Source organism: Streptomyces sp. NPDC023157, assembly GCF_055560575.1.
The window spans coordinates 275,389-300,152 of the sequence record NZ_JBVHIL010000005.1 but is presented as its reverse complement, the minus strand read 5'-3'; the positions used below and the strand labels follow the sequence as shown (position 1 = coordinate 300,152).

Sequence of the window (24,764 nt, the reverse complement as noted above, 5' to 3'; positions counted from 1 at the left end):
CCCCGTACCCCTCCCGCAGGGGTACGGGGCCGATCCGCGTGACCGTCTTATCTGGTGTGGATTCAGTCCAGCTCCCGGACCGGCGCCCCCGCCAGGAACGCCTCGATGTCCTCGACGGCCTGCCCGAAGTAGCGGGCGTAGTTGGCCTCCGTCACGTATCCGAGGTGGGGCAGCGCGAGCACGTTCGGCAGGGTCCGCAGGGGGTCGTCGGCGGGCAGCGGCTCCGTCTCGTACACGTCGAGCCCGGCCCCCGCGATCCGGCCCTCGCGCAGCGCGCTCAGCAGCGCCGCCCCGTCGACCAGGCCCGCGCGGGAGGTGTTGACGAGGTACGCGCTCGGGCGCATCGCCCGCAGTTCCGCCTCGCCGAGCAGGCCGCGGGTGCGGTCGGAGAGCACCATGTGCAGGGAGACGACGTCGCTGCCGGCCAGCAGGGCGGGCAGGCTCTCCGCCCGCCGCACCCCGTGCTCGGCGGCCCGCTCGTCGGTCAGGTGCGGGCTCCAGGCGACTACGTCCATGCCGAACGCGAGGCCGATCCGCGCCACCCGGCCGCCGATCTTGCCGAGGCCCACGAGCCCCAGGGTGCGCCCGGACAGGTCGAGGCCGAGCGTCGACTGCCACGGCCCGCCCTCGCGCATCGCCCGGCTCTCCGTGTGCACCTGCCGGGCCAGGCCCAGGATCAGCGCCCAGGTCAGCTCGGTCGGCGGCTCGGAGCCGCTGGCGGTGCCACAGACGGTGATGCCGCGGGCGCGGGCGGCGGCGACGTCGATCGAGACGTTGCGCAGGCCCGAGGTGACGATCAGCCGCAGCCGGGGCAGCCGCTCCAGGAGGGCGGCGTCGAGCGGGGTCCGCTCGCGCATCACCACGAGGATCTCGCAGTCCTCGACGGCGGCGACGAGCGCGTCGCGGTCGGTGAGGTGTTCCCGCAGGACACGGACCTCGACCCGGGCGTCGAGCGGGCTCCAGTCGGCACAGGACAGGGCGACGCCCTGGAAGTCGTCGAGGACGGCGCAGCGCAGTCGGGCGGTCGGCGTGTTCGACGTGTTCGACGTGTTCGGCATGGAGCGCATGATCGCAAATGGCCCCGCTCGAAGCGACAAACAGGGGAGCGCCGCACACAATCAGGATGATCGGCCTCGGCGTCTCGCCGTGCGCCGGACGGACTCCGGAGGCGGCATGACGACCGGTGGTGACGACGAACTCGCGGTGCTGCGGGCCCGGGTGGCCGCCCTGGAGGCGGAGGCGGTGGCCCGCCCGGCGGCCCCGGCCCACCACCGGGTGCGCGCCTTCTTCTCGGCGCTCCTCATCGTCATCGGCTGCGTCCTGGCCCCGCTGAGCCTGGTCGCCGCCTGGACGGCCGACCTGCTCGGCAACACCGACCGGTACGTGTCCACGGTCGCCCCGCTCGCGAGCGACGCCGACGTGCAGACGGCCGTCGCCAACCGCGTCACCAACGTGGTCATGGAGCACATCAACCTCGGCGACCTCCTCGAAGGCGTGGCCCCCGAGCAGCGCCCCGTCCTGGAGAAGGCCCTGGGCAAGCTGGGCGACTCCCTGGAAGGGGCCGTCGGCAGCTTCGTCCACGAGAAGGCGCAGGACGTCGTGGCGTCCGACACGTTCCAGAACATCTGGAACGAGGCCAACCGCGCCGTCCACACCTCCCTCGACCGGGCCCTCACCGGCAGCGACGAGGGCGCCGTGAAGATCGAGCAGAACACGGTGACCCTGGACCTCGCGCCCGTCGTCGACCAGGTCAAACAGCGGCTGGTCGACTCCGGCCTGACGGTGGCGGGCAAGATCCCCGAGGTCCACACCGACTTCACCCTCGTGCAGGCCGACGACATCGGGAAGGTGAAGACCGGCTTCGCGCTCCTGCAGAAGATGGGCTTCTGGCTGCCGGTGATCGCCGTCGTGCTCGTCGCCGGAGGCGTCCTGCTCGCCGCCCACCGGCGCCGCAGCCTGATCGCCGCGGCCCTGGGCGTCTTCGCCGGGGCGCTGGTCCTCGGGATCGGCCTGACCGTCTTCCGTACGGTCTACCTCAACGCCCTGCCCAACGGCGTCTCCCCGGCCGCCGCCGGCTCCGTCTACGACATCCTGATCCGCTACCTGCGCACCTCGGTGCGGATGGTCGCGGTGCTCGCCGTGGTCGTCGCGCTCGCCGCCTGGCTCTCCGGCCCCGGGAAGTACGCCACGCTGGTACGGGGCGTGTGGCACTCGGGCATCGGCGCGGCCCGCACGACCGCCGACCACGCGGGCTTCCGCACCGGCCCGGTGGGCCCGTTCGTCGGCCGCTACCGCCGGTGGATCGTCTGGGTGCTGGTGGCGGCGGCCGTGCTGACGTACGTCCTCTGGTCGTACCCCACGGGCTGGGTGGTGGTCGGCCTGGCGCTCGCCCTGCTCTTCGCCTTCGCGGTGACGGAATTCCTGGCGGAGGCGCCGACGGGGCCGGCGGGGCCGCCGGGCCCGGCGGGTCCGACGGGGGGACAGGGCGGCGGCCCCGCCGACACGGGGCTCACCTCCAGTTGACCCGCGCGCGCACGGCCCGCGCCGCCTTCCAGCCGAAGCTGACGGCGTACGCGGAGACGGCGGAGTGCGCGGGCCGCAGCCGCAGCACCAGTTCGCCGTCGCTGGGCCCGACCCGTACGGTGTGCGGCCGCTTGGAGGTGCCGGGCAGGGTGACGGCGTGCTCGTCGGCCCGCTTGGTGACCTTGCCGCCCAGGGCGTTGCCGAGGGCGCCGCGGGCGGTCAGGCCGTGGGCGGTGCAGCGCAGGGAGAGCTGCCAGTCGCCCTTGGGGAGCGGGCCGCCGGCGTCGACGCGGGCCAGGTCGACGGAGGCGCGGAAGCAGGCCCGCCCGTAGTCGTACGTCTCCTTGCCGCGGCTCACCGTGAGGTGCGGGGAGGGGGTCTGTTCGGCGGTGACGGCGATCTCGCGGCCGCTGTCGGTGTGCCGCAGGACGACCTCGGTGACGAGGTCGTCGGTGTCGACCTGGTCGAGGTAGGCGTATCCGGCGAGTTCGAGCACGGTGCCGCGCCAGGCGAGCCGGTCGACGCGGCGGCGCGGGCTGGCGCCGAGCGTCTGGCCGGTGATGTCGCAGAGTTCCGGGTACGCGGGGGAGTCGGCCGGCGGGTAGGGCGGGGTGGCGTAGACCCGCCCGTCCCGGACGAGGGCCTTGCCGGGCCGCCCGGCGAGCTGCCAGCGGAGGACGGCGGCGAGTTCGTCGACGAGTCCTTCGCGCAGGCAGTGCGCGATCAGCTTCTCGTGGACGGGCATCCGGGCGAGGACGCCGGGCCCGATCCACTCGCGGGCGTGGGGCCGGGCGAGCTCGACGAGCAGCTTGCGCTCGTCGGCGTCGGCGTCGAGGAAGCGCTGGTCGAAGCGGCGGATCATCTCGACGTTGACGTGCCGCCCGACGAGGTGGTCGCGCAGCGGCCCGGGGGAGGTCATCCGCTTCACCAGCTCGACCATCTCGGCGGCCTGCCGGAGGGCGGTGCCGAACTCGATGCCGTCGGCGGTGATGTTGCCGTCGTCGCCGCGTTTGACGACGTAGTAGCAGTCGTAGTCGCCGACGATGGAGATGACCTTGCTGTGCAGGTAGGCGCGGGCGACGAAGTGCTGGTCCTCGCTGATCCGCATGTGCTCGGGGAAGCGGAGGCCGTGCTTCTCGATGATCTCGCGGCGGAACAGCTTGAACGGCATGAGGGTGTAGTAGACGTCGCCCTTGGACAGGTCGGCCCGGTCGACGTTCTTCGCGAACACCTGCTTGGGCACCCGCCGTCCCACCCCGACCAGCTTGGCGAGGACGGTGTCGGAGCCGTTCCGCTCGGCCATGGCGACGAGCCGCTCCAGGGCCTCGGGGCCGAGGCAGTCGTCGCCGTCCACGAAGAACACGTAGCGGCCGGTGGCGTGGTCGAGCCCGACGTTCCGCGGCCGGCTCGGACCGCCGGAGGCCTCCTGGTGCACGACCTTCACCCGCCCGGGATGCCGGGCGGCCCACTCGTCGAGCACCTCGCCGCTGCCGTCGGTGCTGCCGTCGTTCACGGCGACGACCTCCAGGGCGTCCAGGCCGACGGTCTGCTGCTCGATGGACCGGAGCGTCAGCCGGAGGTAGGGCATCGCGTTGTAGACAGGCAGCACAACGGAGACCGTTGGCTGAGCCGGGACCTTCATCGTTCGCCCCCAGTGTGCGGATCCTGTGAACCGTCTGGCCGTTAAACGAGCGAGGTCCGCCTTGTGTCACTCTGACGGCGGACGCCGGACTTCTCCGGCGGGGAAGACGGGGGGAAGCGCACCTGGGTTCCACGGACTTCCGCCCGTTTGGACAGGAAACCCCGGAAATGATCAAGCTGGTGGGCGGTGGTGGTGGCCGCGGTCGTGGTCGTGGTCGGGCCCGGTCCTACGGCTGTGCCTGGTGGGCGCCCCAGAGTTGTGCCCCGTGGGTCACCGGCAAGGCCTCACGCCTGCGTTCCACGTGTCCGGTGGGGGCGTGGACGTCGGTGAGTGGCCAGGTGCGTGCCGTCGCCGGTACGGAGGGCTGTGGCGTACCAGCGCCCGCCGGACGCGAGGGTGCCCGTCCCGACGGCGTCCCCGGAGCGAGACGATGTCACCGGAACTCAACTGGCGCGGGGCGCCGAGCCGATACCCATCGAGGCGCGGGCCGCCGGGCGTCCTGTGGAGTGTCGCCGGGGGGCTGGCATACTGCACGGGTAGCCCTTCGCGCATCCCCCGTCGCGAAGGGCTACACCTTTAGGCGGTGCCGGGCGGTGGGTTCGGCCGGGTGGCGCGTGGGTGTGGTGCACGGCCAGGGCACTCCCCTGTGGTGCCCTGGCCGTGTTTTTTGCAGTTAACAGTGACGTAGAGTGTTTACGCAAGCCCGGCACTTGCGCCGGTGCAGGATGTGAACGTAGGTAACCGGGATGGACATCGGCGACGAACACGTGCCTGAGCTGCAGTCGTTGCGGCAGAAGGTCGAGTACATGCTGGAGAAGACCTTCCCCGGCCAGAAGGTGTCCGGACGGACCTTCGCCGAGCTGGTCAGGGAGCGCGGCGGCTCCCTCTCCCACAGCTACTTCTCCAACATCCTGGCCGGGAAGGTCACCCAGCCCTCCGAGGAGATCCTCAAGGCACTCGGACTGGGCTTCGGCGTGGACTGGCGGTTCTTCAAGGAGGAGTCGGAGGTCGTCGGCGACGTCGTCGCGGGGCTCCAGTTCCTCGCCAAGCGGCGTACCGGCGAGATCAGCGGCGTCGCCGGCCGCGGCGTCGACGACGACGGACTTCCCGCCGAACTCCTGGAGTTCGCCCTCTCCCTGCTCGCGGACACCAAGGCCAAGCAGGACCCCGACCCCGCCGCCGAGGGCGGGAACCCGGGGAGTTAGCGCACGCGCCTCTCGGTCGGCAACCCGCGTTGGTTAAACTCGCCGACCGCATGTCACACACGCGTGACGACGACCAAGAGGCCTCAATGTCCCTGCGTGAACTGCGCAAAGAGTGCGAAGCCGGGCTGGCTGACCTTCCCATCCCCGCGCCCTTCACCATCGAGGGCCTGGTGGCGAACATGGAGGCGGCCCGCGGCCGCACCATCGTCCTCCAGGAGCTGCCCGAACGCCTGGCCCGCGTCAACGCGGCCTGCGGCCTGCGCCTGAAGTCCGGCACCACCAGCTACGTGCTCTACCGGCGCCGCCCCACCGCGTACCAGACCCAGCACGTGATCCTGCACGAGCTGTGCCACGAGTGGTTCGACCACGGCACCAGCCTGGACGCCGACCAGTTGCGGAAGCTGCTGCCGGTCTTCGACACCTCCCTCATCAAGCGGGTGCTCGCCTCCGACACGGTCCAGGCCCGCGCGCAGTACGACACCCACGACGAGCGGGTCGCCGAGTTCGGCGCCTCCCTCATCCCCCGTATGGCCCGGGACGTGACGAGCGACGACATGGTCGGCCGCCTCGCCAACTCCCTCTCCAGACCGGTGGCTCACCGCCGGCGCGGCTTCTTCCGCCGCTCCTCCGAGTAGCCCGTCGATCGGCGCCTGCCCTTCGCCACCCGTCCCCCCGGAACACCACCCCCCACCCGAGGAACTCACGTGACCGCGCTCGACCTCGCCGGCTACCTCATAGCCGGTCTGATGACCGCCGTCGCCCTGTGGCGCATGCCGGCCGCACTCTGGGGCGACGAGGAGGACAAGCGCCGCCGCGCCCTGTGGGGCTGCTACGCGGGGTTCGCCGTCGCCCTCTGGACCAAGACGCAGGTCGTCCGCATTGGTCTCAACAACAGCCCCGTCGTGGACCTCGCGGTGCTGATCAAGCACTACACGTCCACCATCGCCATCCTCGCCATCCTCAGCTACATCGTCGCCATCTACGGGCACTTCCCGGCGGGCGGCCCGGTCCCCCGCCATGTGCGCTTCGCCCGCCTCATCCAGCAGGTGGCCACCAAGGCCTCCGTGGTCACCCTCGTCCTGCTCACCGTGCTCTTCTTCACGGTGGTGGACCGCACGGTCCCCGCGGACCGGTTCGTGGCCGAGCACGCCGGCCAGTGGGGCGCCACGCTCTACATGAGCGTCTTCTACCTGTACTTGGGCGCCGCGTCCGCCGTCTGCGCCTACCAATGGGCCCTCGCCACGGCCGACACGAAGCTGCTCCATCTCCGGGTCGGCCTCGGCATGATGACCTTCGCGATGTTCATCGGCGTCGGCTACACCCTCAGCCGCACCCTCTTCCTCTGGATCAGCGTCGTCGACCGCCCCAGCGAGAGTTTCGCGCTGGCCTTCGACGAGGCCACCGAGGCGGCTCAGCTGGTGCTCTTCACCTTCTTCGCGCTCGGCGCCTCCCTCCCCGCCTTCAGCAAGGGCTGGCGCCGCGCCAGGCTCTGGCGGGCCCAGGTCAACCTGCATCCCCTGTGGCGCGAGCTCATGACCGCCTTCCCCGACCAGCCGTTCGCCCCGCCGGCCTCCCTCGGCCGTGAGCTGACCCGCTTCGACACCCCCGCGGACCTGCGCGTCGACCGCTGGGCCGCCGACATCGCCGACGCGGTCGAGAAGCTGCGCCACTACGTCCCCGACGGCCTGCTGGCCGCCGCCAAGGACGCCGCGGCGGGGGAGGGCGCGGACCCCGGGAAGGCGGACGCGCTCGCCGACGCCTACTGGATCAAGGCGGCGCTGGTCGCGAAGGCCGAGGGCACGCCCGCCGGAAAGGCGGCCGCCTTCGACACGAAGCACGCCACCGACCAGGACGGTGAGGTCGCCTGGCTCGTACGGGTGGCCGCCGCGTACAAGTCCATCCCGGAGCAGCGCAGTCGCGGAGTCCTCCGGGCCGGTCTGGAGGCCCACGCGTGACCCGCACCGACGAGAGCACCGGCGCCGATTCCACCGGTACGTCCCTGACCGCCACGGCCCGCGTCGTCACCGACGTCCTCCAGCCCCGCAACGTGCTTCTCGCGGGCATGCTCGGCATCGGCTTCGCCGCGGCCGGCCACTGGACGGGCCTGCTGTGGGGCCTCCTCGGCGCCCTGTGCGCCGGTCTGATCCCGGCGGGCTACATCGAGTGGGAGCGCAAGCGCGGTACCTGGGGCGACCGCCATGTCGTCGACCGTACGCAGCGGGCGCCGATCTTCTTCGTCATCCTCGGCTCCATCGGCACCGGTTCGCTGGTCATGCTCCTCGGCGGGGCTCCGACGCGCATCCTGGTCGCGATGCTCGCCCTGTGGGTGATGACGATCGGCCTCCTCGCGGTGAACACCGTCTGGAAGATCTCGGTGGACTCCGCCGTGGCCTCGGCGGTGGTGGCGCTGCTGGCCGCGGTCCACTCCCCGTGGTGGCTGCTCGCCTACACCCTCACGATCGGCGTCTGCTGGTCGCGCGTCGCCCTGACGTACCACTCGGTCGCCCAGACGGTCGCGGGAGCGACCCTGGGCGCGACCACCGCGGCGGCGTTCCTCTTCGTGTGAAGAGCGAAGAGCGAAGAGCGCAGAGCGCAGAGCGAAGGGCAACGCGCGGGGCGCAGGGCTTCAGGTCCTGGGCGGGGGATCGTCGGACTCGGCGGCGCGGCGGTATTCGGCGTTGAGGCGCTGGGCTTCCTCGAGCTGGTCCTCAAGGATCACGATGCGGCAGGCGGCCTCGATCGGGGTGCCCTGGTCGACGATCTCCCGGGCGCGGGCGGCGATCCGCAGCTGGTACCGGGAGTACCGGCGGTGGCCGCCGGCGGAGCGGAGCGGGGTGATGAGGCGGGCTTCGCCGAGAGCGCGCAGGAAGCCCTGGGTGGTGCCGAGCATTTCGGCGGCCCGGCCCATGGTGTAGGCGGGATAGTCGTCGTCGTCGAGACGGTCGAACGATTCGTCCGCTGTCATTGAACCTCTCTCATGGAACGCGTGGAGGGGCCCTGGTGCCGTACGGCACCAGGGCCCCGAAGGAACTACTACACCATCTGCCGGCCCTAGTCCTGCGCCGGCCTTGTGTTTCCGCCGACCTGTCCCGAGGGGGACGGGGTCTGCGGGGATCGCGGTTGCCTGACCGGAGACCACCTCACTATCGATGTCCTGCGGTACCCGGACTCAAGACCTCCGTCCGGGCGATCCCGATGGCGTTGGGGCTCCTCCGTTCTTTCCCTCGGTGGTGAACTGTGTTTCTCAAAAGGGGACTGCGAACTGCTGGTACTGCTCGTGGCGGCCCCTGACTACTGCGGGCCACCCGGTCCGGTGGTCAGTCCCGTCGCCGTCCTGCTACCGCTCTGGCTTCGGTACTCCACCACCGCACCGTCCTGCGACTGCGGGTGCTGCTGCCCGGCAGTTCGTCTCTGCCGGGCCCTACGGACTTTCTGGCTACGAGAGAAACCATATCCACGTCACCGACCAATGTCTACTCCAGCCGTCATAGATTTTTGCGCTTGCAGGGGTGAGCTAGACGTCTGTGGCCGGTTCAGTGTGGAGGGCGGCCCGTCAGGATCCCTCCGCCGGCAGGGGCCCGGTAGGGCAGGGCGGGCGGCGGCGCATAAAATCGGCTCCCATGTCGAAGCCTGACGAGCTGCTCGTTGACATCGCTGCCCTGGTGGAGTCCGGGCCGAGCAATCAGATGTCGCTGACCGTGGTGGTCGGCGGCGGTGTGATCACCGGGAGGCTGGCTCCTGAAGCCGTCTGGAGGCAGCGGGTGTCGGAGGTCCTGTCGGATTCCGCCCGACTGGGTGAGTTCGCCGCCGCGTTCGCGACGGCGGCGTCCCGGGAGGGGCCGCCCACCCATCTGCACTTCCACGTCGCCCGGATCCTCCAGGGCGCGGTGGGGATCCCGGAGACGGGCGGGATGTACCGCGTCTCGATCGCGGATGTCAGCGCCTGGACCGTGGGCGACTTCAGCTATTCCGACCGCTGACCGCTGACCGCTGACCGGCTCTGCCGCGAGAGGGCCGCGGATACGAAAGAGGGCCCGACCGGCGTGTGCCGGTCGGGCCCTGCTCGTTGTCCGGATGCCGGTTCGTACCGGCCGTCGGGCTGCTGCCCGTCAGACGGACGCCGGCGCGCCGAGCGCCTCGGAGGCCCGCTGGAGCGGGCTGGAGGCGTGGGTGGGCGCGGGGACCGGGGAGGCCTCGCGGCAGGTGAAGCCGAGCCGGGTCATGGCCCGGAGGACCTCGGTGGCGCTGAAGTCCCGCGGGTCCTGGCGGGTGACGACCTGGCCGACCTGCTTGGGCGGGTAGGCGCGACGGCCGATGATCACGGACGCGCCGGTGACCTCTTCCGGCTTGACGCCCTTCATGGACTCCAGGACGCCGTTCTTGGTCAGCTCGAACGGGAAGCGGGCGATGACGCAGCGCATGGTGCCTCACAGAGGATCGAAGGAGACGGGCGGGCGGTGGTGAGGTGCTTTACGGGGCACTTCACCGGGCACTTCACCGGGCGGCGGTGAGGATGCCTGGAGCGCTGCCCTGCTCGTCGATGACGGGCAGGGCGCGCGTCGTGGTTCAGGCCGCCGCGTCGAGGGCGGGCCGGGGTCCCCTCCTGCGCCGTGCGGCCGTGAGGGGCCTGCCGCGGTCGCGGGACGCGCTGCCGCCTCGGGGCCTCTTGGGCGCGGGCGCGGGCGCGGTGATGGTGACCGGGATCCCGGAGGGGGTCCGGGCGCCGGTGATGCGGCTCAGTTCCGCTTCACCCGAGCGGACCTGGGCGGTCTCCGGGACGATCCCGGCGGCGTCCATCAGGCGGGTCGTGCCGCGGCGCTGGTTCGGGGTCACCAGCGTGACGACCCGGCCGGACTCGCCGGCGCGCGCGGTGCGTCCGCCGCGGTGGAGGTAGTCCTTGGGGTCGGTCGGCGGATCGACGTTCACGACGAGGTCGAGGTTGTCGATGTGGATGCCCCGTGCCGCCACGTTCGTCGCGACCAGCACCGTGACGTGGCCGGTCTTGAACTGGGTGAGGGTCCGGGTGCGCTGGGGCTGGGACTTGCCGCCGTGCAGCGCGGCGGCCCGTACGCCACTGCTCAGCAGGTGCTGGGTCAGGCGGTCGGCGGCGTGCTTGGTGTCGAGGAACATCATCACCCGGCCCTCGCGCGCCGCGATCTCCGTCGTGACCCGTTGCTTGTCGGCGCCGTGGACGTGCAGCACGTGGTGCTCCATCGTCGTCACCGCGCCGGCCGACGGGTCCACCGAGTGCACCACGGGGTCGGTCAGGTAGCGGCGCACCAGCAGATCCACGTTGCGGTCCAGGGTGGCGGAGAACAGCATCCGCTGCCCGCCGGGACGGACCTGGTTCAGGAGCGCCGTGACCTGGGGCATGAACCCCATGTCGGTCATCTGGTCGGCTTCGTCCAGGACGGTGATCGCGATCCGGTCCAGACGGCAGTCGCCCCGGTCGATGAGGTCCTTCAGCCGGCCGGGCGTCGCCACGACGACCTCCGCGCCCGCGCGCAGCGCCCCGGCCTGCCTGCCGAGCGACATGCCGCCGACGAGCGTGGTCAGCCGCAGCTTCACGGCGCGGGCGTACGGGGTGAGGGCGTCGGTGGTCTGCTGCGCCAGCTCGCGGGTGGGGACGAGGATGAGGGCGAGCGGCTGGCGGGGCTCGGCGCGCTGTCCGGCCGTACGGGCCAGCAGGGCGAGACCGAACGCCAGGGTCTTGCCGGAGCCGGTGCGGCCGCGGCCGAGGACGTCACGGCCCGCGAGGGTGTTGGGCAGGGTGGCGCCCTGGATGGGGAAGGGCACGGTCACGCCCTGCGTGCCGAGGGCGGCCAGCAGTTCGGCCGGCAGGGCGAGGTCGCCGAAGGACTCGACGGCGGGCAGCCCGGGGGTGACGGTCTTCGGCAGGGCGAACTCGCCGCCGACCGGGGCGGGACGGCGTTCGTGGCCGCTCGGGCGCCTCGGAGCTCCGGACTGGCCGAAAGTACGGCCGTTCGGCTGGCTTCGGTTGCTGTTGCGGCTGCTGTTGCCGTTGCTGTTGCGAGAGGAGTGGCCGGTCATACGTGTGCGGTTCAAGTCAGAACCTTCTTTGAAGCGGCACGTATCAAGGAATTCTCGCAACGAAACGCGGCGCAGGGAATTCGAGACCGAGCCGAAGGGAAATTGCGTCGGATGGACGCGAATCCGGAATCGAACGGCGTGGAGCCCGTGTGCTGTGATTCTGAATTCCGTGGCCCGCAGGAGGTGGCACTGCGGGGAAAAGCATGCAGCTGGGGCCCGCACCCCGAGGGATGCGGGCCCCAGCTACGCATGTGCGCCGGTGCGTCAGGCGGCGACGATGTTCTCGGCCGTCGGGCCCTTCTGGCCCTGGGCGATGTCGAAGGTGACCTTCTGGCCCTCCTGCAGCTCGCGGAAGCCGGTGGCGGCGATGTTCGAGAAGTGGGCGAACACGTCAGCGCCGCCACCGTCCTGCTCGATGAAGCCGAAACCCTTTTCCGCGTTGAACCACTTCACGGTGCCAGATGCCATGTCAGATCTCCTTTAGGGCAGTACATCGGCGTCCACACTGTGCGGACGCCGTGTCGCTGTGATGATGCCCCGCCGGAAAGATCCGAACTCAAAGCTTTTGGGAACCAAAACTGCAACTGACATCGACAGTAGCACGGCGGAGGCGCTTGTGCGCGGAAAATTTCCCCGCCGCGCGAGTGCGACGGAAATTCTCCCTGCGGGTCCTGGAAAACTCTCAGACCGCAAAAACAGATTTTGATTATCCGCGGGTGGAGCGTTCTGGGAGCCGTCAGGAGCCGTCAGGGGTCGCCAGCCCCCGTCAGGCGGCCTGGGGCCGGCGCAGTTCTGCCTGGCCGAAGAGGAGCGCGTAGCCGTCGGGGAGCTGGTGGAGGATCCGGGCGAGGAGGTCGGGGCCGGCGAGGCGGGTGACGACGGCGAGTACGGCGCCGGTGTCCCAGCGGGCCATGGCCGGGGTGGTGCCGCCGCGGGCGGCCAGGTCCTTGACGAAGCCCCAGCCGCTGAGTTGTCCGGTGACGGGGATCTGTGCGGTCAGGGCGAGGGCGGCCTCGACGGGAAGGCACTGCGCGAGGTCGACGCGTTCGTCTCCGACGAGCTGCCGGCCGAGGGCGGCCAGGACGGTGCGGACGGCTTCCTCGGCGCGTTCGCGGGTGGGGTAGGCGCCTTCGTAGCGCACGTGCTCCAGCATCTGGTCGAACGTCATGGCGGGCCGGGCATGGTTCGGTCGAGGCTGGTCGTACATGGTGCTGCGGTTGCCTTTCTCTTCGAGGTTCGGGTTCCGGCCGGTGGCGTCGGCCGGTGGCGTCGGCCGGTCAGAGGGGCTGGGGGTGGCCGAAGAGGAGGTGGTAGCCGGGCGGGAGCTGGAGCAGGATCTCGTCCATGAGGGCGTCTCCCGCCGCCGCGGCCACGGTCGAGAGGACCGCGCCGATGTCCCACAGGGCCGTTCTCTCGGTGGCGCCCTCGATCCAGGCCGTGGTCGCGCGGATGAAGCGTTCGGGGGACAGCGGCTCCGCGGCCTGCAACGGGTTCAGGAGGATCAGCGCGTAGGTCTCGGGGAGCCGGGCGGCGAGCTCGGCCCGTACGGTGCCGACCAGGTGTGCGCCCAGCAGGGCCAGGACGACGCGGGCCGCCCGTTCCGCTTCTTCCCGGGTCTTGTATCCACCGCGTTCCTGGACCTGCTCCAGGAAGGCTTCCCGGCGCATCGACATCTCACGTCACCTCCGGGGAGGGCGAAGGAAGAGGGGTGCGGGGGACGGGGGGCCGTCGGGGGGAACGGCCGCCCGTCCTCCGCCGCTGGTGCCGGCTCGTGTCAGCCGGAGATCTGCTTGCGGCCGGACTCGCCGCCGATGGCGATCTTCCGCGGCTTGGCGCGCTCGGCGATCGGGATCCGCAGGGTCAGGACACCCGCGTCGTAGTCGGCTTCGATGCGCTCGGTGTCGAGCGTGTCGGCCAGCATGATCTGGCGGGAGAAGACACCGAGGGGCCGCTCGGAGAGCTCCATCTGCACGCCGTCGGACTCCTCCGCGGGCCGGCGCTCGGCCTTGACGGTCAGCATGTTCCGCTCGACGTCGATGTCGATCGCCTCGGTGGTCACGCCGGGGAGGTCGAAGGCGATCACATAGGCGTCGCCCTGGCGGTAGGCGTCCATCGGCATCACGGACGGCTTCGACCACGTGCCCGATGTCCCGGCGAGCTGCTGGACGATCCGGTCCATCTCGCGGAACGGGTCAGTGCGCATCAACATCGCGAAACACCTCCAGTTGTTCAGGCAGGAACTGCCAATGCGCTTCAACGTGCTCCCGTTGTAACATGTCATCGAAACGATGACAAGTGAGAAGTCATCCGGAAGATGACACTACGGAGGCCCTCATGAACGAGGCCGCAGAGCCGACCGCGCCCGTCCCCTTTCTCGCTGCCGCCGCGGCGCTGGAGACCATCAACCAGGCCGTCAAGGACGCGCAGCGAGCCTCCGCCGGAACGCCGGGCACCACGGCGGCACCCCCGGCGGACACGGGACCGCACCCGGCCCTGGCCACCCTGTTGATGCTGCGCGAGGTCCGCGAGCAGCTCGCCGGCTGGGAGACCGGCCTCATCGAGACCGCCCGCGGCCAGGGCGCCAGCTGGGCCGAGCTCGCGGGCCCCCTCGGAGTCGCCAGCCGCCAGGCCGCCGAACGCCGCTACCTCCGGCTGCGCCCGGGCAAGACCGGCAGCACCGGCGAGGAACGCGTCCAGGCCACCCGCGACACCCGCGCCGCCGACCGCACGGTGACCGCCTGGGCCCGCGACAACGCGGCCGACCTGCGCCGCCTCGCCGGCCAGATCACCGCCCTCACCAGCCTCCCGGCCGGCGCCGCGGACGCCATCGGAGACCTGAACCTGGCCCTCGCCGAAGACGACGCCGCCCGCCTCGTACGCCCCCTGGTCGACACGCGCGCCCATCTGCGGCCCGAGGACGCCGAACTCACCGAACGCATCGACGCCCTGACCCGCCACACCGCCCGGCTCCGACAGGACACCCACGACCAGCGCAACACGTGATCCGCGCTCCGTGGCGCGCCACGAGAGGCCCGGACGACGAGGACCCAGGGTGCGTGTGATCCACGTCACATGCGATTGCTGTCAGGAATCGGGTCGCTGTCCCGCTCAAGCCACCGGGAGCAAGCGAACCGACAAGGAGCAGCTCATGAAGCACCGCATCGTCGTCCTCGGCGCCGGTTACGCCGGGTCTTACGTGGCCGGGACGCTGGCCCGTCGGCTGTCCCCGGCGGACATCGAGATCACCGTGGTCAACGCCGAGCCCGACTTCGTCCAACGGCTGCGGCTGCACCAGCTCGTGGCCGGTCAGGAGATCGAGGCTCCGCGACTCGCCGAGGTCTTCGCGGGCACGGGGATACGCCTGCGGGTGGCCCGTGTCGCGGCGGTCGACCCCGAGCGCCAGATCGTCACGGTGGACGGCGGCGACGGAGCCGACGGAGGCGACAGCAGCGGCAACGGAGGCGAGCTCGCCTACGACACCCTCGTCTACGGGCTGGGCAGCCACGGCGCCGACGCCGGCATCCCGGGCGTGGCCGAGCACGCCTTCGACGTCGCCGCCAGGCCCTCGGCGCTGCGCCTGCGCGAGCGCCTGGACAGCCTGGAACGGCGGGACGAGGGCGGGAGCGTGCTGGTCGTCGGCGACGGGCTGACCGGCATCGAGACCGCCACCGAGATCGCCGAATCCCGGCCCCGCCTGTCGGTGACGCTGGTCGCCCGCGGCGAGCTGGGTGCCCCGCTCTCCGCCGGAGCCCGCGGCCACCTGCGCCGGGCCTGCGAGCGGCTGGGCGTCACCGTCCTGGAGCACACCCGCGTCGAGGCCGTCGACGCGACGCGGGTGCGGTGCGCCGACGGCTCCGTCCTGCCGTGCGACGCGACCGTGTGGACGGCCGGTTTCGCGGTCAGCCCCATCGCGGCGGCCGGCGGGCTGGAGGTCACCGGGAACGGCCGGATCGTCGTCGACCGCACCATGCGGTCGGTCTCGCACCCGAACGTCTACGCCGTCGGCGACAGCGCCCACGCCATCGGCGACAACGGCAGCCCGTTGCCGATGTCCTGCGCTTCGGCCGGCTTCACCGGCTTGCAGGCCACGGCCGCGATCGTGGGACGCCTGACCGGCCGCGAGATCGCGAACACCAAGCTGGAGTACGTGGGCAACCACATCAGCCTCGGACGGCGGGACGGGATCCTGCAGATGGTGGACGAGGAAGGGCGCGCCAAGCCGAAGTACATGGGCGGCCGGAAGGCCGCGGGGTTCAAGGCGGCCATCCTCAGAATGTCGCTGTGGACCAGCTCGCACCCGACGTTCGGCCTGCCCAGGCGCAAGCACCACGTGACCCCCGTGGCCACCATGACCGCCGCCGCGCGCACCGCGCCGGATGTCGCCGCCGAGCAGGCGATCGCGTAGTCGATCAAGGTACGCCTAGGGTGGCCCGCATGGACAGCATCGCCGGCGATCGCTTCGACACCGGTCGCTTCGAGGCCGGCCGTAACCGGCTGGCCTCGCTGGCGTACCGCCTGCTGGGCTCGGCCGCCGACGCCGAGGACGCGGTGCAGGACGCGTTCCTGCACTGGCAGGCCGCGGACCGGCAGCGGATCAAGGTGCCCGAAGCCTGGCTGACCAAGGTCGTCACCAACCTGTGCCTCGACCGGCTGCGCTCGGCACAGGCCCGCCGCGAACGCACCGCCGGCGCCTGGCTGCCCGAACCCCTCCTCGAAGGCGACCCGATGCTGGGCCCGGCCGACACCTTCGAACAGCGCGAATCGGTCTCCCTGGCCGTCCTCATGCTCATGGAGCGCCTGTCCCCCCTCGAACGGGCCGTCTACGTCCTGCGCGAAGCGTTCTCCTACGGCCACGCCGAGATCGCCGACATCCTCGGCATCACCGAGTCCGCCAGCCAGCAACACCTCCACCGGGCCCGGCACCACCTCACCGCCGCGCGCCGCGGCGGCGGCGAAGTCGACCCCTCCGCCGCCCGCAGGATCGTCGAGGAATTCCTCGCCGCCGCCGTCTCGGGCCGCACCGACCGGCTGGTGGAACTGCTCACCGCCGACGCGATCGCGCTCTCCGACGGCGCGGGCGGGCTGGCCGCGAAACTGCTCCGGTACGACACTCCGCAGCGCGTCGCCGCCGTCGTCAGGGCCGGTCTCAAACCCACCGACGCGAAGCGGCGACTGGCCGGCGGCACGCCCGCCCTCCACTACGCGGTCGTCAACGGCGCTCCGGCCCTCCTCTTCGTGGTCGGCGACCGGGTCGTGGGTTCCGCGATGTTCGACCTCGCGGACGGCAGGATCGCCACCCTGCACGGCATCGCCGCCCCCACCCGCCTCGCCCGCCTCACCGAAGCCTGGCGCCGACACGAACAGGACGCGCCGCTCATCACCCACTGGTGACCCGAAAGCTGAGAGCCGCGAACGGCCCTCAGCAAGTGCAGGCCAAGGCCCCCGCCCGATGGTCCGACCCCGCAGGTGGCCCAGCCGGCTCACTCGCAATTGGCCCCTGAGGCAGGGCAATTGACCAGTACCGTAGGCGCAATGACCACACGATCCACATCGCCCGACCAGCCCCTCCTGTCCGTAGCCCTGTCCGACGCGCCGACGCGTCAGGCCCGTAACTCCGCCGCCCTGTGGACCGCGACCGGCCGTTGCCGGGGGCATGAGGTCATCCGGCGCCGCGGATTCGTCGCGGTCGACGGCGACGTACGCGCCGGCCTGCGGATCCTGATCCAGGAGCCGGACCTCGACCCGGGCGAACTGGCCGAGTTGAACGAGCTGGTACGCCGGGCCGCGGGCCCGGCGAACGCCGAGGACCCGTTCAGCTCGACCGACCTGAGCCACCTGGGCATGCGCAGCTGGCAGATGCCGGTCATGCTGCGGCAGCCCGGGCCCGTCGCCGAACCGGAGCTGGACGTGATCCGGGTGCGGCGGCCCGAGGACCTCCAGGCGGCCGAGCGGATCGCGATCGAGGGCTTCGAGCTGACCGGATTCACGCCCTACCGCCCCGGCGAACTGTTCCCGACGACGCTGATCGAGCAGCCGGGCGTGGACGTGTTCGTCGCCCTGCACGACGGTGAGCCCGCGGGCGTCGGCGTCAGCGTCGAGGACGACGGCATCGGCAGCCACTACTGGGTCGGCACCTCGCCGGCCTTCCGCTCGCGCGGCGTGGGCCGGGCCGTCATGCTCGGCTCCCTCGCCCACCTGACCCACCTGCCGGTCACCCTCACCGCCTCGAAACTGGGCAGACCGCTGTACGAGTCGCTGGGCTACACGGTCGCGGCGTCCTCGACCTGGTGGGCCTCTCAGTGACACGACGAAGGCCCTGGTCTCTGACCAGGGCCTTCGTTCACGAGCGGATGACGGGAATCGAACCCGCGCTAAACACCCCTGCTTGCGGCTCCTTTCGGTGGTCTGTCGATACCCGTGTTGACCGCAGTTCACCGTTCCGAAGGGCACGGATGGGGCACGGTCGTCATTGCCGCGATCGTGCTGGGCATCATCGGCGCGGTCGCCGAAGGACTGTTCTGCCTGCTGATCGTCGTGGTCGCGCTGATCACCGCCCGCTCGACGCTCGTCGGTGCGCTGATGCGTACGGGCGACGCCGGGCACGTCACATCGGCACCATCCTTTTTCCCGACGCACGACACCGGCGGCGCGGCGCGTGATCGACAACCGGTGCTCCATGCCAATCTGCTCGGGCACGTAGTGGCTTGGAGCCGGAGGTACACCGCCCATGGCGGCGAACAACAACCCCACCGTCGCAGGACGACGACTGGGGGCGGAGCTGCGCCGGCTCCGTGAGGACCGCGGTATGACCGGCACGCAGGTCGCCGCGGATCTGCTGATCTCCCAGGCCAAGGTCGGTCACATGGAGACGGGCCGCCGTGCGGTCAGCCGCCGCGACGTACGTGATCTCTGCGTGCTCTACGGCGACACCGACCAGCATCTCGTCGACCCGGGTGCTGGCCCTCGCCCCGGAGCAGAGCCGGCACTTCATCACCGACGCTGATGCCGCGCCTCCTTGCGCTTTTCGCCCCGGGCGCGCCACGCCCACGCCGCAGCGGTCCTGAATCGACCCAGTCGGCGTACATCCGTGTTCACATCGGGGTCGGTTTCAGGACAGGTGTGCGGTGCCGCTTCGTGTGAACTGATCGAATTTCACTCATCCGGCGACGTTCCGAATCGTCGGCGGTGCGGGGATTGCGTATTTTCATCACGCCCCGCGGTATTGAATCTTTTTATATTCATCCCCCTCCTCGTTTTCGCCCGGTGCGGGTGCGCGCATTTCCATGCGTAATATGCCGCCACAGCTAGAAGGCGCCCCGGGTGATCCGTAGGACCGGCGTGTGCCATGGCCCCCCACAGAAAATGGCCTCTTGATGAAGCTGCACATCCCTCGAACGACTCAGCGTCGCATTCTGTCCGGCGGGCTGGCCTCGGCCCTCGCCACAGCAGTTGCCGCCGCCATGGTCGCCGTCACGTCGACGCAGGCACTTGCCATCGCGACGCCCGTTCCTCTGGGCACGACCGCCAGCTACTCCGTCCTGGCAGGGCAGGGAGTCACCAACACCGGCAACTCAGTGCTCGACCACGACCTCGGGACGCACCCGAACCCGGCCATCACCGGCTTCCCGCCCGGCCTGGTACTCGGCGCTGTGCATCCCGCGGACGCCGCGGCCGCCCAGGCCAAGAGCGATCTGATCGTGGCGTACAACAACGCGGCCGGCCAACTCACGGGCCAGGCGCCGGACTTCCCGCTCGCTGCAGGGATCGGCGGGGGTCAGGAGCTGCTTCCCGGCGTCCACAGGGCCACATCCGGTGTCGGCCTCACCGGTGACCTGATCTTGAACGCCGGGGGAAACCCCAACGCGGTCTGGGTGTTCCAGATTCCCGAAGCCCTGACGACGGCATCCAATAGCAGGATCCTCCTCACCAACGGCGCTTCTCCGTGCAATGTCTACTGGCAGATCGGGAGTTCGGCGACTCTCGGCACCACCTCCACCTTCGTGGGCACCATCATGGCGCTGACCTCGATCTTCGTGAACCAGGGGGCGAGCGTCGAGGGCAGGGCGCTGGCCCGCAACGGCGAGGTGACGCTCAACAACAACAGGATCTTCCTCGGCGGGTGTGCCACCGGCGGTACGACGACCGGTACGACGACCGGTACGACGACCGGCGCGACGACCGGCGCGACGGCGGGGACGACGACCGGCGCGACGGCGGGGACGACGACCGGCGCGACGACGGGGACGACGACCGGCGCGACGACGGGGACGACTCTGGGTCTGATCGGCGGCACCCTCATCGGCGGGCCCAGCGTCAACCTGGTGGGCGGCGGCACCTCGGGGAACACCGTGGGCAACACCGCCGGGAACACGACTGGCGGTAACACGTCGGGCAACAGCGCTGGGAACACGACCGGCGGCTCCATCACCGGCGGGAACGTCGCCGGCGGGAACGGCGGCAAGCCGGACCACGGTGGGCCGGACCACGGTGGGCCGGACCACGGCGGCAAGCCCGAGCACGGTGGGCCGGAGCACGGGCACGACGAGGGGCCCGGCAAGCCGGAGCACGGCGAGCACGGCGAGCACGGCGAGTACGGCGAGTACGGCGAGTACGGCGACCAGGCTGACGGGCACTACGGCTACGCCGACAAGCCCGCGGTCCACGAGGGCTGAGCAGCAGGCCGTATCAAGACCGTTCATCGGATGACGGCGCGCGGCGGAATCCTCAGTGGTTCCGTCGTGCGCCGCCGGTGAGAGACGCAGAGACTCAGGCGCGAGCAGCGCATACGCGAAGGACAGGGTGGGCGGTGTCGAGCGGAATCGAAACAGCGGCCGTACAGGAACTTCAGCAGTCCGGTTCCGATCCGGCCCCCCTGTCACCAGAACACGACAGAGCGACCCCGCCGGACAGACGGCCCATGAGGGTGCGCGCACTGAGAGCGGGGCTGCGCACGGCCGTGGCCCTGTGTCTGGTGACCACGCTGGTCCATGTCGTCATGGTGTTCCTTCACGTAGCCCCCTCCAACCCCGTATCGAAGCGGTACGGCCCACAGGTCAACGGATGGGTGTACCCCCTTTTCGAGCAGAATTGGCGACTTTTCGCACCGGACCCCGATTCCTTCAACCGGAAGGTCCTGGCGAGAACTGCACAAACGGCCTCCGACGGATCGCTACGAGTGAGCCCCTGGTTCGACCTGGCCGCCGTGGACGATGCCGCAGTCGACCACAACGCATTTCCGAGCCACACGGCTCAGAACCTTTTGCGCCGCGCCTGGAGCTCCTATGTCGAGACGCACGGAGGAAGCGACACGGCACGCTCGGAACGGGCGGTGATGATGCAGAAGTACCTGCGCAATATCGTCGCGGAACGCTTCGCCGCCCGCCACGGTGGCGACACGTTCGACTTCGTTCAGCTTCGGGTCGTCACGACGCCCATCGCCGCTCCCGGCACCGCCGCCGGCAACCGCCCGCCGGTACCCACCGAGAACCGGCTCCTGCCCTGGTGGAAGGTGACCCCCCATGGGAATTGAGCAGCCCTCCCGGCCCGCCCCTGCGGCAGCCGCACCACAACGCCCCCTGGGTCCGGGGACTTCGCTCGTCGGAGCCGCTCGTCAGTGGCTCCTCGGCCAGGTCAGCGCTCTGTGGGCCCTCCTCACCGGCCGCCCGGTGTCCTTGTATGCCGCCTCGGTGCTGCGCATCGGCTACGGGCTGCTCTACCTGGTCTTCCTGCTCCGCGAGTTCCCGCACCGTGGAGAGATCTGGGGACCCGAATCCCCTTGGACGCCTGCGCTGGCGGAACAGCTCTTCGAGCAGACGGGCTGGAACAGCGTCCTGACCCTGTCCGACAGCCCCGCCTATTTCGAGTTCTGCTACGCGATGGCCGTCGTCACGTCCGTACTGTTCATCCTGGGCTGGCGGACCCGCGTCATGTCCGTCCTCTTCGCCGTCGTGGTGATCTCGTTCCACGCGAGGTCGATCTTCATGACGGACGGGGGCGACAACCTGGTCCTGCTGATGGCCGTGTACCTCGTCCTGACCGCGTGTGGTCGGCGCTGGTCCCTGGACGCACGCCGCGACCGGCTCAATTCGGCTCGTGCGGGCGACGTGCCGGAGCCGGTGCGGGGCTTGTACGCGCAGGAACTCCGCCACGCCCGCGTCACCTTGACGACCGTGGTGCACAACTGCGGCGTCTTCGTCATCGCCGCACAGGTCTGCTTCCTCTACGGATCGGCAGGCCTGTACAAGGTCCAGGGTTCCACCTGGGGCGGCGGCACCGCTCTGCACTACGCGCTGAACCTCGAACTGTTCCAGCCCTGGCCCGCGCTCTCCCACCTCGTGGACGATTTCCCGATGGTGATCGCGATCACCGGCTACGTCACGGTGCTCGTCCAGGTCGCCTTCCCGTTCGTACTCTTCGGCCGGCTCAAGTATCCCGTTCTTGCCGTGCTGCTCGGGATGCACATCGGCATCGCCGTACTCATGGGGCTGCCGCTGTTCTCCGGCGCGATGATCATCGCGGACGCCGTGTTCCTGCCCGACCGCTTCTACACCTTCCTGCCCCGGCTGTGGCGCCGTGCGGCACAGCGCACCGGAATGCGGCAGGCGGCACCCGGCCGGGCCACAGGATCGGGATCCGTACCCGCACAGGGAAGACCGGAGCTACCCGCCCCGCAGGACCAAGTCGTTCCGAGTGGAGGGTAGAAGCGGTTCAGCCCACGCGATGGGCCCTGTGACGGACTTCCCGGAGGCTGACCTCGGACCGGAGACGGTCCAGTCCTGCCGAGTCCCGTGCGCGCGCGAGCCTCTCCCGGCCGAGCCGCCCCAGGGTCCGCCGCGGTTGCGCGTCAGGCTCCAGCCAGAGGCGCACCCGCGCGACGCCATGGCGCCGCGTAGGTGATGCGGGAGGAGTCCCCAAGAGGTTCAGACAACAACGAAGCCCCAGGTCGCTGACCTGGGGCTTCGCTATGGAGCGGATGACGGGAATCGAACCCGCGCTTTAGCTTGTGGCCGCGATCCCGGTCGGTTCTGCCCCGCGCCACTGTGGGTGTCCGTTCGCCTGGACGGTGCGACGGTGGGACCGGGTCAGCTGGCCGCCGCCGAGCTTCCCCGTCCGACCGGGGAGGGGCCCCTCGTGTCGCCTTATCCGGGCCCGCACGGAGCCGGCCGGCGCACGCCGTGGAGGGAGACGGAAACGGATACGCCTCGTGGCCCGAGGCGAAGCCGTCGTCACGGGTGGGAGCTAGCCCGCCTCGCGTCGAGCCGCACTCGTGCCAGAGGGGGACACTTGCGCGTCCTCGTCGAACAGGAAGGCTTCGATCTCCCCGAAGTCGGGCGCCTGGAAGGGATGTGTGGTGGGATACGGCGATGCCGCGGCGGCGCAGGGGGACGTCTCTACCGGAGCGGAGAACGGCGAGGTCAGGTCGATGACAAGAGTCCTCTTCATGTGGGGTCCGTGAACGGATCTGGTGTGCTGTGACCGGGCACGGTGGTCCTACAGCTTGCTCATCTTGGCGTACGGACTCGAGATCCGCTCTTGCGCCGATCCGAAATCCACGATCGCCGCTATCCCGACCTCGATGCCGGTGACCCGGCCGAGGCCGTGCACGTCGTGTGTGACCTGGTCGCCTACGGCGAACTGCTTGGGAGGCGGCGTAACCGGGGCTTTGAAGGGGCTGGTGGGCAAGAAGCGCTTCGGTGCACTGGGCTTTGTCATTGCTGTCAGTATGCGCCCACGCGCATTTCCCCTCACCTGTCCGGCGCGGCTTCCGTGCTTCGTACCTCGATCCGCCGGCCTCAGCGCTTCAGCGCCGCGACGGCCGTGTCGAAGGCGGAGTCTCGGTTCTGCTCGAACTCCTCCTCTGTGAAGACGGGCGTCGGCAGGTTCGGGGGGATGCCGGTGATGTCGAAGGTCCTCCCGGTGCGGGTCAGGAACTCCTCGTTCGGGAGCGTGAACTCCATGCCGTTCGGGAGCGAGCGCTCCAGCATGTCCGAGAAGACGCCCTGGGTCGGTCCGCCGACGCGGACGGTCCGGCCGGGCCGGTCGACGAGGGCCTGGATGAAGCTCTCCCCCGCGCTGAACGTCGTGTCGGCCGTGAGCACGGCGACGGGGCCGGTGTAGCGCGGGGCGTCGCGGGTCGGCTCCACGCGGACGGACTGCGGCGGGGTGTACCGGGTGCGCTTGCGGTAGGCGAGGTACGGGATGTCGGTCAGGCGTCCGGCGAGGTGCACGCCCAAGGCGTCGTCGCCGCCGCCGTTGAGCCGGAGGTCGATGATCAGCCCTCGGAGGGATTTTGTGCGTTCACGGGTGAGGACGGTGTCCAGTGCCCGGTCCAGTTCGGCGAGCTGGCCGGCGTACGTGCGGTCCTTCGGGTTGTAGCCCGCGAATCCGGAGATCCGCAGGTAGCCCTGTCCGTCGGGCAGGTCGGCGTAGGAGATGCGACCGTTCCCGAACTCCTGTGGGTCCTTCCCGCCGAGGTCCCGCCGGACGATGTGCTCCTTGGCCCTGGCGTCAAGGCCCTGGAGATCGCTCGTGGTGCCGGGCCGGAAGTGGGGGGCGGAACGGAGCTCCCCGTAGGAGACGGAGACGTGCGCGTCGTTCAGCGGAGCCACCATGTCGTCGAAGAGGGCGAGGAGTTCCTCCCTGGTGGTGTCCGCGTGAACCTTGGGGCGGTGGGTGTCCCTGACGGCGTGCCAGTCGATGCCCCGGTCCGCGAAGAAGGGGTAGTTCTCCTCGAAGGTCTGCCAGAAGACGTCGAAGGCCGTCAGTGCCGTCACCTTGTCGGTGGGCAGCACGTGGTCGCAGGTCTTCGGCAGCGCCGCGAGGCGCCGCAGTCGGCGGTCGCCGGTGGCGCCGGCCACGTGCAGCGTTCCCTGCGCGCGGACCGTGAGCAGGGTCTTGTCCTCGGTGCGATAGGTGCCCGGGGCCGTCCGGGCGGCCGCCTCGCCGGGTACGCAGCTGATCGCCGTGGTCTGGTACTCCTGTAGGTGCCCGTCCGCGATCGACAGGATGGTGCCGTAGCCGTCCACCCGCCATACGCCGTCGACCTGGCTCCCGGCGCCGGTCGGGTGCCCCGCCGCGACGGCGGGCAGGGTCGTCCCGGCGGCCAGGGCCGATGCCATGACCATCGTCATGGCGATAGCTCCTCCGAGCCTCTTGTGTCGCATGCAGTTGTTCCCGTTCTCGTCCACGGCGTCTCGGGCCGGTGCGGCCCCACACAGAAAACGATCATGGCCGGGACGCGTGCCCCGGGAACATCCGGCGAACCGGTGGTCCGATCGGGGGGTACCCCCCCCGGACGCGCTTTCGATCGATGACACAGCGCCTGATGCCTCACAGGAAGAGAA

26 protein-coding genes are annotated in these 24,764 nt (G+C 70.5%); 15 read left to right on the top strand and 11 right to left on the bottom strand.

Translation table 11 applies throughout. From position 1 onward, the window contains the following. Positions 1 to 62: 62 nt before the first annotated feature. Entirely contained in the window at positions 63 to 1,058 is a 996-nt protein-coding gene (locus ACZ3ZE_RS20015) for a D-2-hydroxyacid dehydrogenase family protein (RefSeq protein ID WP_361620879.1), read from the bottom strand. A gap of 115 nt (positions 1,059 to 1,173) precedes the next feature. Between ACZ3ZE_RS20015 and ACZ3ZE_RS20010 the strand changes: the two genes are divergently transcribed. After that, a complete protein-coding gene (locus ACZ3ZE_RS20010; RefSeq protein ID WP_361620878.1) occupies positions 1,174 to 2,523 on the top strand; it encodes a hypothetical protein in 1,350 nt (449 codons plus the stop codon). Here ACZ3ZE_RS20010 and ACZ3ZE_RS20005 read toward each other — a convergent pair. Then, positions 2,510 to 4,165, bottom strand: a complete 1,656-nt coding sequence (locus ACZ3ZE_RS20005; RefSeq protein WP_361168718.1) for a glycosyltransferase family 2 protein — start codon at positions 4,163 to 4,165, stop codon at positions 2,510 to 2,512. The genes ACZ3ZE_RS20010 and ACZ3ZE_RS20005 overlap by 14 nt on opposite strands. A 746-nt stretch (positions 4,166 to 4,911) precedes the next feature. Between ACZ3ZE_RS20005 and ACZ3ZE_RS20000 the strand changes: the two genes are divergently transcribed. From ACZ3ZE_RS20000 to ACZ3ZE_RS19985, 4 genes are all read left to right on the top strand, one after another. Continuing rightward, complete coding sequence (locus ACZ3ZE_RS20000; protein ID WP_361168721.1) at positions 4,912 to 5,370, top strand: hypothetical protein; 459 nt, start codon at positions 4,912 to 4,914, stop codon at positions 5,368 to 5,370. 86 nt (positions 5,371 to 5,456) lie between these two features. Further along, positions 5,457 to 6,005 carry a toxin gene (locus ACZ3ZE_RS19995; RefSeq protein ID WP_361168724.1) on the top strand — a complete coding sequence of 183 codons (549 nt, stop codon included), beginning with the start codon at positions 5,457 to 5,459 and terminating at the stop codon, positions 6,003 to 6,005. Positions 6,006 to 6,074: 69 nt separating this feature from the next. Continuing rightward, the gene (locus tag ACZ3ZE_RS19990) at positions 6,075 to 7,325 is read left to right on the top strand and encodes an MAB_1171c family putative transporter (RefSeq protein ID WP_361620877.1); all 1,251 of its coding nucleotides are present in this window, start codon (positions 6,075 to 6,077) and stop codon (positions 7,323 to 7,325) included. Next, a complete protein-coding gene (locus ACZ3ZE_RS19985) occupies positions 7,322 to 7,936 on the top strand; it encodes a hypothetical protein (protein WP_467259975.1) in 615 nt (204 codons plus the stop codon). Before ACZ3ZE_RS19990 ends, ACZ3ZE_RS19985 begins: the two co-directional genes overlap by 4 nt. Positions 7,937 to 7,996: 60 nt before the next feature. On the opposite strand, the gene ACZ3ZE_RS19980 is transcribed toward ACZ3ZE_RS19985, so the two are convergent. Then, complete coding sequence (locus ACZ3ZE_RS19980; RefSeq protein ID WP_361620876.1) at positions 7,997 to 8,335, bottom strand: MerR family transcriptional regulator; 339 nt, start codon at positions 8,333 to 8,335, stop codon at positions 7,997 to 7,999. A 655-nt stretch (positions 8,336 to 8,990) separates the two neighbouring features. Between ACZ3ZE_RS19980 and ACZ3ZE_RS19975 the strand changes: the two genes are divergently transcribed. Then, positions 8,991 to 9,350: a hypothetical protein gene (locus tag ACZ3ZE_RS19975; protein ID WP_361168736.1), complete on the top strand. Its 360-nt coding sequence runs from the start codon at positions 8,991 to 8,993 to the stop codon at positions 9,348 to 9,350. Between the two features lie 129 nt (positions 9,351 to 9,479). On the opposite strand, the gene ACZ3ZE_RS19970 is transcribed toward ACZ3ZE_RS19975, so the two are convergent. From ACZ3ZE_RS19970 to ACZ3ZE_RS19945, 6 genes are all read right to left on the bottom strand, one after another. Further along, complete coding sequence (locus ACZ3ZE_RS19970) at positions 9,480 to 9,791, bottom strand: SCO5918 family protein (protein WP_361168739.1); 312 nt, start codon at positions 9,789 to 9,791, stop codon at positions 9,480 to 9,482. A gap of 145 nt (positions 9,792 to 9,936) precedes the next feature. Then, positions 9,937 to 11,436, bottom strand: coding sequence for a DEAD/DEAH box helicase (locus ACZ3ZE_RS19965; protein ID WP_361168742.1), 1,500 nt, complete (start codon positions 11,434 to 11,436; stop codon positions 9,937 to 9,939). A 249-nt stretch (positions 11,437 to 11,685) separates the two neighbouring features. Beyond that, complete coding sequence (locus ACZ3ZE_RS19960) at positions 11,686 to 11,889, bottom strand: cold-shock protein (protein WP_361168745.1); 204 nt, start codon at positions 11,887 to 11,889, stop codon at positions 11,686 to 11,688. Positions 11,890 to 12,187: 298 nt separating this feature from the next. Further along, positions 12,188 to 12,628 (bottom strand): DUF2267 domain-containing protein, encoded by a 441-nt coding sequence (locus ACZ3ZE_RS19955; RefSeq protein WP_442303623.1) that lies wholly within the window; start codon positions 12,626 to 12,628, stop codon positions 12,188 to 12,190. A 70-nt stretch (positions 12,629 to 12,698) separates the two neighbouring features. Beyond that, positions 12,699 to 13,094: a DUF2267 domain-containing protein gene (locus ACZ3ZE_RS19950; RefSeq protein WP_361168751.1), complete on the bottom strand. Its 396-nt coding sequence runs from the start codon at positions 13,092 to 13,094 to the stop codon at positions 12,699 to 12,701. A gap of 101 nt (positions 13,095 to 13,195) precedes the next feature. Next, complete coding sequence (locus tag ACZ3ZE_RS19945) at positions 13,196 to 13,630, bottom strand: Hsp20/alpha crystallin family protein (protein WP_361620874.1); 435 nt, start codon at positions 13,628 to 13,630, stop codon at positions 13,196 to 13,198. A 125-nt stretch (positions 13,631 to 13,755) separates the two neighbouring features. Here ACZ3ZE_RS19945 and ACZ3ZE_RS19940 point away from each other — a divergent pair, with 125 nt between their 5' ends. The 9 genes from ACZ3ZE_RS19940 to ACZ3ZE_RS19900 all read left to right on the top strand — a co-directional run bounded on the left by ACZ3ZE_RS19940 (position 13,756) and on the right by ACZ3ZE_RS19900 (position 22,121). After that, positions 13,756 to 14,424, top strand: coding sequence for an HSP18 transcriptional regulator (locus tag ACZ3ZE_RS19940; protein ID WP_361168757.1), 669 nt, complete (start codon positions 13,756 to 13,758; stop codon positions 14,422 to 14,424). A gap of 145 nt (positions 14,425 to 14,569) precedes the next feature. Continuing rightward, entirely contained in the window at positions 14,570 to 15,826 is a 1,257-nt protein-coding gene (locus tag ACZ3ZE_RS19935) for an NAD(P)/FAD-dependent oxidoreductase (protein WP_467259972.1), read from the top strand. Between the two features lie 29 nt (positions 15,827 to 15,855). Continuing rightward, positions 15,856 to 16,812: a sigma-70 family RNA polymerase sigma factor gene (locus ACZ3ZE_RS19930; protein ID WP_361168762.1), complete on the top strand. Its 957-nt coding sequence runs from the start codon at positions 15,856 to 15,858 to the stop codon at positions 16,810 to 16,812. Between the two features lie 141 nt (positions 16,813 to 16,953). After that, positions 16,954 to 17,724: a GNAT family N-acetyltransferase gene (locus ACZ3ZE_RS19925; RefSeq protein ID WP_361620871.1), complete on the top strand. Its 771-nt coding sequence runs from the start codon at positions 16,954 to 16,956 to the stop codon at positions 17,722 to 17,724. 117 nt (positions 17,725 to 17,841) lie between these two features. Further along, positions 17,842 to 18,216, top strand: a complete 375-nt coding sequence (locus tag ACZ3ZE_RS19920) for a hypothetical protein (protein WP_467259969.1) — start codon at positions 17,842 to 17,844, stop codon at positions 18,214 to 18,216. A 10-nt stretch (positions 18,217 to 18,226) separates the two neighbouring features. Continuing rightward, a complete protein-coding gene (locus ACZ3ZE_RS19915) occupies positions 18,227 to 18,424 on the top strand; it encodes a helix-turn-helix domain-containing protein (RefSeq protein WP_361168771.1) in 198 nt (65 codons plus the stop codon). Between the two features lie 370 nt (positions 18,425 to 18,794). After that, positions 18,795 to 20,093: an ice-binding family protein gene (locus ACZ3ZE_RS19910; protein WP_467259966.1), complete on the top strand. Its 1,299-nt coding sequence runs from the start codon at positions 18,795 to 18,797 to the stop codon at positions 20,091 to 20,093. Between the two features lie 299 nt (positions 20,094 to 20,392). Continuing rightward, on the top strand, positions 20,393 to 20,950 hold the full coding sequence (locus ACZ3ZE_RS19905) for a DUF5819 family protein (RefSeq protein WP_442303629.1): 558 nt from the start codon (positions 20,393 to 20,395) through the stop codon (positions 20,948 to 20,950). Further along, the gene (locus ACZ3ZE_RS19900) at positions 20,940 to 22,121 is read left to right on the top strand and encodes an HTTM domain-containing protein (RefSeq protein WP_363290486.1); all 1,182 of its coding nucleotides are present in this window, start codon (positions 20,940 to 20,942) and stop codon (positions 22,119 to 22,121) included. Before ACZ3ZE_RS19905 ends, ACZ3ZE_RS19900 begins: the two co-directional genes overlap by 11 nt. A gap of 790 nt (positions 22,122 to 22,911) precedes the next feature. Here ACZ3ZE_RS19900 and ACZ3ZE_RS19895 read toward each other — a convergent pair. Further along, complete coding sequence (locus ACZ3ZE_RS19895) at positions 22,912 to 23,133, bottom strand: hypothetical protein (RefSeq protein ID WP_361168783.1); 222 nt, start codon at positions 23,131 to 23,133, stop codon at positions 22,912 to 22,914. Positions 23,134 to 23,213: 80 nt separating this feature from the next. Beyond that, positions 23,214 to 24,551 carry a S41 family peptidase gene (locus tag ACZ3ZE_RS19890; RefSeq protein ID WP_467259963.1) on the bottom strand — a complete coding sequence of 446 codons (1,338 nt, stop codon included), beginning with the start codon at positions 24,549 to 24,551 and terminating at the stop codon, positions 23,214 to 23,216. Positions 24,552 to 24,764: the final 213 nt, after the last annotated feature.

Bases quoted from the DNA above. Each gene is read 5' to 3' on its own strand.
- ACZ3ZE_RS19900 (WP_363290486.1), top strand. From the start codon at position 20,940: ATGGGAATTGAGCAGCCCTCCCGGCCCGCCCCTGCGGCAGCCGCACCA.
- ACZ3ZE_RS19960 (WP_361168745.1), bottom strand. From the start codon at position 11,889: ATGGCATCTGGCACCGTGAAGTGGTTCAACGCGGAAAAGGGTTTCGGC.
- ACZ3ZE_RS19890 (WP_467259963.1), bottom strand. From the start codon at position 24,551: ATGACGATGGTCATGGCATCGGCCCTGGCCGCCGGGACGACCCTGCCC.
- ACZ3ZE_RS20000 (WP_361168721.1), top strand. From the start codon at position 4,912: ATGGACATCGGCGACGAACACGTGCCTGAGCTGCAGTCGTTGCGGCAG.
- ACZ3ZE_RS19945 (WP_361620874.1), bottom strand. From the start codon at position 13,630: ATGTTGATGCGCACTGACCCGTTCCGCGAGATGGACCGGATCGTCCAG.
- ACZ3ZE_RS19975 (WP_361168736.1), top strand. From the start codon at position 8,991: ATGTCGAAGCCTGACGAGCTGCTCGTTGACATCGCTGCCCTGGTGGAG.
- ACZ3ZE_RS19925 (WP_361620871.1), top strand. From the start codon at position 16,954: ATGACCACACGATCCACATCGCCCGACCAGCCCCTCCTGTCCGTAGCC.
- ACZ3ZE_RS19910 (WP_467259966.1), top strand. From the start codon at position 18,795: ATGAAGCTGCACATCCCTCGAACGACTCAGCGTCGCATTCTGTCCGGC.
- ACZ3ZE_RS19930 (WP_361168762.1), top strand. From the start codon at position 15,856: ATGGACAGCATCGCCGGCGATCGCTTCGACACCGGTCGCTTCGAGGCC.
- ACZ3ZE_RS19895 (WP_361168783.1), bottom strand. From the start codon at position 23,133: ATGACAAAGCCCAGTGCACCGAAGCGCTTCTTGCCCACCAGCCCCTTC.
- ACZ3ZE_RS19950 (WP_361168751.1), bottom strand. From the start codon at position 13,094: ATGTCGATGCGCCGGGAAGCCTTCCTGGAGCAGGTCCAGGAACGCGGT.
- ACZ3ZE_RS19970 (WP_361168739.1), bottom strand. From the start codon at position 9,791: ATGCGCTGCGTCATCGCCCGCTTCCCGTTCGAGCTGACCAAGAACGGC.
- ACZ3ZE_RS19995 (WP_361168724.1), top strand. From the start codon at position 5,457: ATGTCCCTGCGTGAACTGCGCAAAGAGTGCGAAGCCGGGCTGGCTGAC.
- ACZ3ZE_RS19980 (WP_361620876.1), bottom strand. From the start codon at position 8,335: ATGACAGCGGACGAATCGTTCGACCGTCTCGACGACGACGACTATCCC.
- ACZ3ZE_RS19915 (WP_361168771.1), top strand. From the start codon at position 18,227: ATGACCGGCACGCAGGTCGCCGCGGATCTGCTGATCTCCCAGGCCAAG.
- ACZ3ZE_RS19955 (WP_442303623.1), bottom strand. From the start codon at position 12,628: ATGTACGACCAGCCTCGACCGAACCATGCCCGGCCCGCCATGACGTTC.
- ACZ3ZE_RS20010 (WP_361620878.1), top strand. From the start codon at position 1,174: ATGACGACCGGTGGTGACGACGAACTCGCGGTGCTGCGGGCCCGGGTG.
- ACZ3ZE_RS20005 (WP_361168718.1), bottom strand. From the start codon at position 4,165: ATGAAGGTCCCGGCTCAGCCAACGGTCTCCGTTGTGCTGCCTGTCTAC.
- ACZ3ZE_RS19935 (WP_467259972.1), top strand. From the start codon at position 14,570: ATGAAGCACCGCATCGTCGTCCTCGGCGCCGGTTACGCCGGGTCTTAC.
- ACZ3ZE_RS19940 (WP_361168757.1), top strand. From the start codon at position 13,756: ATGAACGAGGCCGCAGAGCCGACCGCGCCCGTCCCCTTTCTCGCTGCC.
- ACZ3ZE_RS20015 (WP_361620879.1), bottom strand. From the start codon at position 1,058: ATGCCGAACACGTCGAACACGTCGAACACGCCGACCGCCCGACTGCGC.